This window comes from Novosphingobium sp. UBA1939 (assembly GCF_002336885.1).
GTDB lineage: Bacteria > Pseudomonadota > Alphaproteobacteria > Sphingomonadales > Sphingomonadaceae > Novosphingobium.
Window position 1 is genome coordinate 1 of sequence record NZ_DDFB01000049.1, and the last position, 7,613, is coordinate 7,613.

At 66.5% G+C, this 7,613-nt stretch carries 10 protein-coding genes and 2 tRNA genes; 8 read left to right on the forward strand and 4 right to left on the reverse strand.

Translation table 11 applies throughout. The features are described 5' to 3' along the window. Nucleotides 1-741: cell division ATP-binding protein FtsE (gene ftsE, locus B3547_RS07605; protein ID WP_292961765.1), on the reverse strand; the 741-nt coding region annotated here is incomplete at its 3' end. 153 nt (nucleotides 742-894) lie between these two features. Here ftsE and B3547_RS07610 point away from each other — a divergent pair. The 6 genes from B3547_RS07610 to arsC all read left to right on the forward strand — a co-directional run bounded on the left by B3547_RS07610 (nucleotide 895) and on the right by arsC (nucleotide 4,187). Continuing rightward, entirely contained in the window at nucleotides 895-1,767 is an 873-nt protein-coding gene (locus tag B3547_RS07610; protein ID WP_292961766.1) for a zinc-ribbon domain-containing protein, read from the forward strand. A gap of 160 nt (nucleotides 1,768-1,927) precedes the next feature. After that, a tRNA-Leu gene (locus tag B3547_RS07615) sits at nucleotides 1,928-2,014 on the forward strand. Nucleotides 2,015-2,348: 334 nt separating this feature from the next. Beyond that, nucleotides 2,349-2,786, forward strand: coding sequence for an ArsI/CadI family heavy metal resistance metalloenzyme (locus B3547_RS07620; protein ID WP_292961768.1), 438 nt, complete (start codon nucleotides 2,349-2,351; stop codon nucleotides 2,784-2,786). Beyond that, nucleotides 2,786-3,124, forward strand: a complete 339-nt coding sequence (locus B3547_RS07625) for an ArsR/SmtB family transcription factor (protein WP_292961770.1) — start codon at nucleotides 2,786-2,788, stop codon at nucleotides 3,122-3,124. Before B3547_RS07620 ends, B3547_RS07625 begins: the two co-directional genes overlap by 1 nt. After that, nucleotides 3,121-3,786: an aquaporin gene (locus B3547_RS07630; protein WP_292961772.1), complete on the forward strand. Its 666-nt coding sequence runs from the start codon at nucleotides 3,121-3,123 to the stop codon at nucleotides 3,784-3,786. The genes B3547_RS07625 and B3547_RS07630 overlap by 4 nt, the downstream gene beginning before the upstream one ends. Further along, on the forward strand, nucleotides 3,783-4,187 hold the full coding sequence (arsC, locus tag B3547_RS07635) for an arsenate reductase (glutaredoxin) (RefSeq protein WP_292961775.1): 405 nt from the start codon (nucleotides 3,783-3,785) through the stop codon (nucleotides 4,185-4,187). The genes B3547_RS07630 and arsC overlap by 4 nt, the downstream gene beginning before the upstream one ends. A gap of 89 nt (nucleotides 4,188-4,276) precedes the next feature. On the opposite strand, the gene B3547_RS07640 is transcribed toward arsC, so the two are convergent. Continuing rightward, nucleotides 4,277-4,351: transfer RNA gene (locus tag B3547_RS07640), tRNA-Gly, on the reverse strand. A 215-nt stretch (nucleotides 4,352-4,566) separates the two neighbouring features. Here B3547_RS07640 and trxA point away from each other — a divergent pair. Both trxA and B3547_RS07650 read left to right on the forward strand, forming a co-directional pair. Then, a complete protein-coding gene (gene trxA / locus B3547_RS07645; RefSeq protein WP_125954402.1) occupies nucleotides 4,567-5,475 on the forward strand; it encodes a thioredoxin in 909 nt (302 codons plus the stop codon). A gap of 2 nt (nucleotides 5,476-5,477) precedes the next feature. Next, nucleotides 5,478-6,104 carry an LON peptidase substrate-binding domain-containing protein gene (locus B3547_RS07650; RefSeq protein WP_124810489.1) on the forward strand — a complete coding sequence of 209 codons (627 nt, stop codon included), beginning with the start codon at nucleotides 5,478-5,480 and terminating at the stop codon, nucleotides 6,102-6,104. Nucleotides 6,105-6,110: 6 nt separating this feature from the next. Here the strand turns inward: B3547_RS07650 and B3547_RS07655 are convergent, their stop codons facing one another. Further along, the gene (locus B3547_RS07655; RefSeq protein ID WP_124810473.1) at nucleotides 6,111-6,725 is read right to left on the reverse strand and encodes a MarC family protein; all 615 of its coding nucleotides are present in this window, start codon (nucleotides 6,723-6,725) and stop codon (nucleotides 6,111-6,113) included. Between the two features lie 7 nt (nucleotides 6,726-6,732). Next, entirely contained in the window at nucleotides 6,733-7,554 is an 822-nt protein-coding gene (locus tag B3547_RS07660; protein WP_292961779.1) for a hypothetical protein, read from the reverse strand. Nucleotides 7,555-7,613: the final 59 nt, after the last annotated feature.

The window sequence follows — 7,613 nt, forward strand, 5'->3', positions numbered from 1 at the left end:
TGCCGCCACCCCCGCTGCCGCCGCCGGCGCGGACCGGCGGGGGGGATAGCGCAGCGCGCCCGTCGGATCGAGGAGCTTGCCCTTGTCGAGCCGCATGATCAGCGAATCCGGCACCTGACGGATCAGTTGCGGATCGTGGGTGGCGACCACCACGGTCGTTCCCAGCCCGTTCAGCGACTGGAACAGGCCGATCAGCTTGAACGCCATGTCCGCATCGACGTTGCCGGTCGGTTCGTCGGCGATGAGCAGTTCGGGCCGGCCGATCACCGCGCGGGCAATCGCCACGCGCTGCTGCTCCCCGCCGGAAAGCGCGGCGGGCTGGGCGTGGCGCCGGTCGGCCAGGCCCACCCAGTCCAGCATGTCGTTCACCGGGCGGACGATGTCCTTCTCCACCATGCCCGCCACGCGCAGCGGCAGCGCCACGTTGTCGAAGGCGGAAAGGTGCGGCACCAGCCGGAAATCCTGGAACACCACCCCCAGCCGGCGGCGGAAGCCGGGCAGCCTGTCGCGCGGCAGGGTGATCGCATCGGTGCCGAACATGCGGATCAGCCCGCGCGAGGGGCGCTGGGCCAGATAGAGCAGGCGCAGCAGGCTGGTCTTGCCCGCGCCGCTGGCACCGGTGAGGAAGTAGAAATTGCCGGAAAAAAGCGTGAAGCTGACATCGGTCAGCACTTCCTTGCCGGTGCCGTAGCGCAGCCCGACATTGTCGAACTGAACGATCTCGGCGTCTGGCTGGGTCATGATGAAACAGGCGTCCCCGGATTGCTGTAATGCGCTCTTTTCGCAGCCTGAGCGGCTATACGCGTCAATCGATGTGGAAAAAAGGCTGTGGACGCCCTTCTCTAGGGTGCGCGCCTATTGTTTCAATCCGCTTCGCCATGCTTAACCGCAATTATGATCATCGCCTGTCCAGCCTGTTCGACGCGCTATGTCGTTCCCGACAGCGCGATCGGTGCGGAAGGTCGCACCGTGCGGTGCGCGCGCTGCCGCCATAGCTGGTTCCAGGAGGGGCCGGAGCTGCCCCCGCGCGATGATGGAATGCTGCGGCCCCCTGCTGCCCCAGCAGCGCCCGCCGCTCAACCGGCCGCCCCTCAGCCAGCCGCTGCCCAGCCGCCCGTGGTGGAGGAGCCCCGGCCCGAACCGGCGATGGCATCGCCCGCCGGCGATGGCGATCCGCAGGGCGACCAAAGCATCGCGGCGGAAGCGGAGGACGACGGGCTCGACGAAAGCGACGCGTCCGCGCCGCCGCCGGCCTTCGCCGCCCTGCGTGCCGAGCCGGAAGTCGAGGAATTCGTGTCGATGCTCTCGAGCTTCGAACACGAACCGCCGTTCCGCCCGCGCCGCAACCCCGCGCGGCTGTGGACGGCCGCTGCGGTCACGTTCGCGCTGGCGGTGGCCGCGCTGATCGGGGCGGTGAGCTATTTCGGCATGCCGGACTGGCTGCCCGTGGCGCACCCCACCTTCGGCGCCGCGCCATCGGACCTGGCGCTGTCGTTCCCGCCGGAACGGCAGGACCGGCGCACCCTGCCCAACGGCACCGAATATTTCGGCGCGAGCGGAACGGTGACGAACGTGGGCAAGGAAGTGCGCACGGTGCCGCCGATCCTGATCGTGCTGCGCGATGGCAAGGACCGCATCGTCTATACCTGGAACGTCACCCCGCCCAAGGAAACGCTCGCGCCCGGGGAGAGCGTGACGATCAACGAAGCGGTGACCGACGTGCCCAGGGACGCCAAGATCGCGGAAATCGGCTGGAAGCCCGATTGATTCCCCGCGCGGGCGCGGATGGGCGTGGATCGGAAGGCGATGGCCCGGAAGCTCCGGGAAAAAACCGCATCATGGCAGTTGCGCCCCGCAAACCCCTTTGCTAAGGGCCCGCTCCTACCCCCACGGGACCCCCTTGCAGAGGATCGGTTCCGTTGATTTTGCGGTCGTGGCGGAATTGGTAGACGCGCAACGTTGAGGTCGTTGTGGGTGAAAACCCGTGGAAGTTCGAGTCTTCTCGACCGCACCAGTCATCCTGAAAATCGTGAGCGAATGCGGTTCCCCTTTGGGGAGGCTGTTGGCGTCTGTCTTGCCGGTCTGCGCAGCACCGCTTGTTACCTGCCTACGGCGTCGGCGCTCAAATACCCTGGCCGCTCCCTGTCAAATCCCATGCCGCAACGCGTCGAAGGTGACGGCCTGGCCGCAGGGCATCGGAATTAGCGACGTATTTTCAATTAGATATTCTATCGCGTCGTTCACCGCAGCGATAGTGGAAAGGACCGGCACAGGACCGGAGCGAAATCCGCTTGTCTAATCGATATTTCGGCGATATTCGAAATGTCGAACGAAGCGGAGAAGCTGGCATGAAGCGTTTGCACATGCACGTTAGCGTGCCCAACATCGAACAGGCCGTCGCATTCTATACGACGCTGTTCGACGCATCGCCGGTCGTCGTGAAGGACGACTATGCGAAATGGATGCTAGACGACCCGCGCGTCAATTTCGCCGTATCGTCGCGCGCCCGTGGAACCGGCATAGATCATGTGGGCATTCAGGTTGACGCCCCCGACGAATTGGCCGCGATCGCTACGCGCTTGAAGGCCGCGGGCAATACGACGTTCGATCAAGAGGCGACGACGTGTTGCTATGCCAATTCGGATAAGTCTTGGGTGACGGATACGGCGGGCGTACGCTGGGAAACGTTCTTCACGCACGGCGAAGCTACGTCCTACGGCGAAGACGAAGTGTTGCCCGATCCGGCGGATAGCGCCTGCTGCGCGCCCAAGGCGGCTTGCTGCTGATGCTGCTGCCCGAAGCTGTCGATGCCCTGTCCGCGCTCGCCCACGGGCACCGCTTGGGCGTTTTCCGGCTGTTGGTGCGGGCCGGGGCGGACGGCCTGCCAGCCGGCGAAATCGCGCGCGAAGTTGGCGTGTTGCCCAACACCCTGTCCACGCATTTGACCATCCTTGGCCACGCCGGATTGATCCGATCGCGCCGCGAAGGTCGTTCCGTCATCTACTCCGCCGATTACGACGGAATGCGTGGCCTGCTAGGCTTCCTTGTGTCCGACTGCTGCGCCGGGCGACCGGAGATATGCGCGCCCCTCGCTGAAGTGGCGCAAAGCTGCTGCGACAAGTGAACCACGCCCGAAGCTTCGCCGCTGAATGCGTCGGCACGGCCCTGTTGCTGTCCGTCGTCGTCGGGTCCGGCATCATGGGCGAAAGCCTCGCTCGCGGAAATGTCGCTATTGCGCTGCTAGGCAACACCATTGCGACCGGCGCGGCCTTGGTCGTGTTGATCCACATATTCAGCCAAGTGTCCGGCGCGCACTTCAACCCCGCCGTCACGATGATGGCCGTTCTTCGCCGTGAACTGCCTTTGCCAACGGCGGCGGTCCACATTGCGGCGCAATTCGTCGGCGCGATCATCGGCGTTTGGGTTGCCCACATGATGTTCGCCGAACCGCTCTTGCAGATTTCGACCAAGTTTCGCGACGGACCTTCGCTGGGCTTTTCAGAGTTCATCGCGACCTTCGGCCTGATCGGGACCATACTTGGCACCGAACGTTCGCGGCCTGCCTTCACGCCGGTTGCGGTCGGCCTCTACATCACCGCCGCTTATTGGTTCACCGCATCCACGTCGTTCGCCAACCCGGCGGTCACGGTCGCGCGCGCCCTATCCAACACCTTCGCCGGGATCGCGCCCGCATCGGCCCCGCTGTTCATCGTATCGCAGCTTGTGGGCACGGTCGCAGCGGTCGCGTTCTTCGGCTGGCTGTTCAAAGAGGAAACATCGCAATGATCGACGCATTCCCCGTCACGATCTACCACAACCCCGACTGTGGCACGTCGCGTAATGCGCTGGCGATGATCGAAGCCGCCGGATACGCCCCGACGGTCGTTGAATATCGCGTCGTCGGCTGGACTCATTCGCAGCTTCAAGGGCTGTTCGCAGCGATGGACGCATCGCCCCGCGACGTCATGCGCGAGAAGGGCACGCCAGCCGCCGAACTGGGCTTGCTGGACGGCGCATCCGACGAATCAATCATCGAAGCGATGGTCGCGCATCCCATCCTTGTGAACCGGCCAATTGTCGTCACGCCGAAAGGCACGAAGTTATGCCGCCCGTCCGAAGTCGTGTTGGAATTGCTGGAAAGCAGACCCGCCAGCTTCACCAAGGAAGACGGGGAAGTCGTCCGCTGAACGTCCTTTGCCGGTCCTGTTTTGGAACCGGGTCGCACGACAACGGGGCCGCATAATGCGGTTAAGATATCGATTTCGCGTTGGAAAACTGGAGCGGGCGAAGGGATTCGAACCCTCGACCCCAACCTTGGCAAGGTTGTGCTCTACCCCTGAGCTACGCCCGCTCGTGCGTTTCGGACCGGAGGAAAAATCCCCTTCCGGCCGGGGTGAGGCGCGCCGTTAGCATCGACTCGGGAGGGCCGCAACACCAAAAATGCACTTTCTCGCCGCGCGCCCGCCGCTGGCCTGTGGAAAGGGGACAAACCCCTTGCCGAACGGCGCCGCATTCCCACATGGTGGGCGGACGTAACGCATTGTTCGCGCGCATCGGAGATCGACATTGGCAAGCCTTGGCCTGAACCTGGAAGAACAGAAGGCGGTGGACCGGTTCCGCAAGGACGTGGTCGAACCGTCGATGACCAAGCTGGTCATCCTCGATTTCTGGGCGGAATGGTGCGGCCCGTGCAAGCAGCTGACGCCGGTGCTGGAAAAGGTCGCCGCCGAATACGCGGACAAGGGCGTGGTGCTCGCCAAGGTCAACGTGGACGAGGAACAGTTCATCGCCGCGCAGTTCCAGGTGCGCTCGATCCCCACCGTCTATGCGATGTTCCAGGGCCAGCCCGTGGCCGACCTGACCGGCGCGCGCACCGAATCGCAGCTCAAGCAGTACCTCGACCAGATTCTCGCCAAGGTGCCGGTGCAGGCCGGTGACGAGCCGGCGCAGGACATCACCCCGCTGCTCGACATGGGCGAAGAGGTGCTGGCCGGCGGTGACGGCGATCGCGCGGCGGACATCTTCGCCCAGATCATCGAGATCGCGCCCGACAGCGCGCCCGCGCACGCGGGGCTGATCCGCGCGCTGCTGCTGGCCGGCCGCAAGGAGGAAGCCGCCGAGGTGCTGGCCGCGCTCGATCCCGGGCTGGCGGACGATCCGGCGCTGGCGCAGGCCCGCTCGGCGCTGGCGCTGGCGGAGGACGCGCCCGAGGCCGGCGAGCTGGCCGGGCTGCGCGCCGCGGCGGAGGCCGATCCGGCGGACATGGCCGCGCAGCTCGCCTATGCCAACGCGCTCTATGCCGGTGGCGATCGCGATGCTGCCGCCGCGACGCTGCTGCGCATGATCGCCGCCGATCGTGAGTGGAGCGAAGGCGCGGCGCGTGCCCGCCTGCTCCAGATCTTCGAGGCGATCGGGCTGGAAGACCCGTGGGTCGCGGCGACGCGGCGCAAGCTGTCGACCGTGCTGTTCGGCTGACCATGGGCGGAACGATCGACACCACGCGGCTTTCGATCTTCCCGCTCCCCGGCGCGACGCTGTTTCCGGGGCTGCAGCTGCCGTTGCACATCTTCGAGCCGCGCTATCGCGCGCTGGTCTCCGATGCGCTGGCGCGCGACCGGCGCATCGCGATGATCCAGCCGCAGGCCCCGGCCGAAGGCGCGCCGCTGTTCAGCGTGGGCTGCGTCGGCAAGATCGGCGAGGTCGAAGCGCTGGAGGACGGCCGCTACAACATCGTGCTGCAGGGCCTTTCGCGCTTCCGCGTGCTGCGCGAACTGGATGTGACCACGCCGTTCCGGCAGGTCGAGGCCGAACTGATCGAGGACGATCCCGATGCGGTGCTGAGCGCGGTGGAGCGCGCCTCGTTCGAGCGCGAGGCGCGTATCTTCGCCGATGCGCAGGGCTATGCCGTGGACTGGGAATCGGTGACGCGGCTGGACGACATGGCGCTGATCAACGGCGTATCGCAGATCGTGCCGTTCGATATCGCCGCCAAGCAGGCGCTGCTGGAAGCGCCCGATCTCGCCACGCGCTGCGAACTGCTGGTGCAGTTGCTGCAATTCTTTGGCCGGCGCGACAGCGACGACAACCAGGTGACGCTGCAGTAAACGCGCTCAGAACTGCGCCTTGATCCCGTCGATCACGTATTGCGCGGCCAGCGCCGCGAGCAGCACGCCCAGCAGGCGCGTAACCACCGCTTCGGCCTGCTGGCCCACCAACCGCATCAGCGGGCCGGCGGCCAGCAGCGCGGCGAGGATCAGCACCATCACGCAGGCCAGCGCGCCCAGCACGACCATGGTCTGTTCGTTGCCCTGCGCGCGGCTGGTCAGCAGCATGACCGTGGCGATCGAGCCCGGCCCGGCGATCATCGGCATGGCCATGGGGAAGACGGAGACGTCGTCCACCTCGGTATGGCGGACCTTTTCCGCGCGCTGTTCGCGCCGTTCGGTGCGCTTTTCGAACACCATGTCGAGCGCGATCACGAACAGCATGATGCCGCCGGCGATGCGGAAGCTGGCCAGCTCGATATGCAGGCCCGACAGCAGCTTTTCCCCGAACAGCGCGAAGACCAGCAGGATGCCGGTGGCGATCAGCGTGGCCCGGATCGCCATGTTGCGCGCCTGTGCGGGGCTGGCCCCGGCGGTAAGCCCGGCATAGATCGGCGCGCAGCCGGGCGGATCGATCACCACGAACAGCGTGACGAAGGCGGAGACGAACAGTTCCCACATCGCGCGCTTATCCTTGTCCCGGAGCGGTGGCGGGTGTCGTCGCGGGGGCGGCTGCGGTTTCGTGCAGCACCTGGGTCATGTTGCCGTCCTTCCACATCCACACGGTGAATTCGCGCGCGCCATCGGGCAGCACGGTGCTGCGCCAGGCCAGCGTGCCATCGTCGGACTGGCCGTCCTTGCTGTCCGATCCGGCCGGCGCGGCCAGCGCTGGCAGCGGCCCGGCGAGCGGGCGCTGGACGGGCAGGTCCTTCTTCGCGGGCCGGTCGGCCGCACCAGGTGGCGGTGGCTCCCCTGGCGCCACGAAATGCGTCCGGCGCGCGGGGCAATCGGCGACCTTGCCCTCGATCCAGTCGGGCGCGGCGAGCGGCCGGGCCAGCGACTCGCCCTGATCGAGCACCCACTTCAACGCGCCCTTCTTCTTCTGCCGCTGCCAGACCGTGCTGAACCAGCCGGCGTCCGCGCCGCCGGTCCAGCCGCCATAGGTCACGCCGAAGCTGCCGTCGCAACTGGCGTAGGCGCGGTGCGTTTCCCACTGCACCGCCTGCGCCGGATCCTTGCGGCCCTTGAGCCAGTCCTTCGCCACCACGCGCCGGGGCGTGAACATTTCCGCATCGTCGGCGGCGGTATCGCGAAACGCGGTCCACTGGCCCTTTTCGCGCGCCAGCCGGGCAAAGGCGATTTCGGCGGCGATCAGCGCGCTGGGGTTCCCGGCCGGCGTCAGCCCGCCGCCCGGCATGCCACCACGCCCCGGGCGCTGGGCAAGCGCCGGCGTGGACAGCAGCGAGAACGACAGGGCAAGGGCCAGGGCGGCACGAACGGGACGCGACATGCCCTTGAACCTAAAGCAAAGCCGCGCCCGGTCAAACCCGTGGTGGAGAAATCAGATCG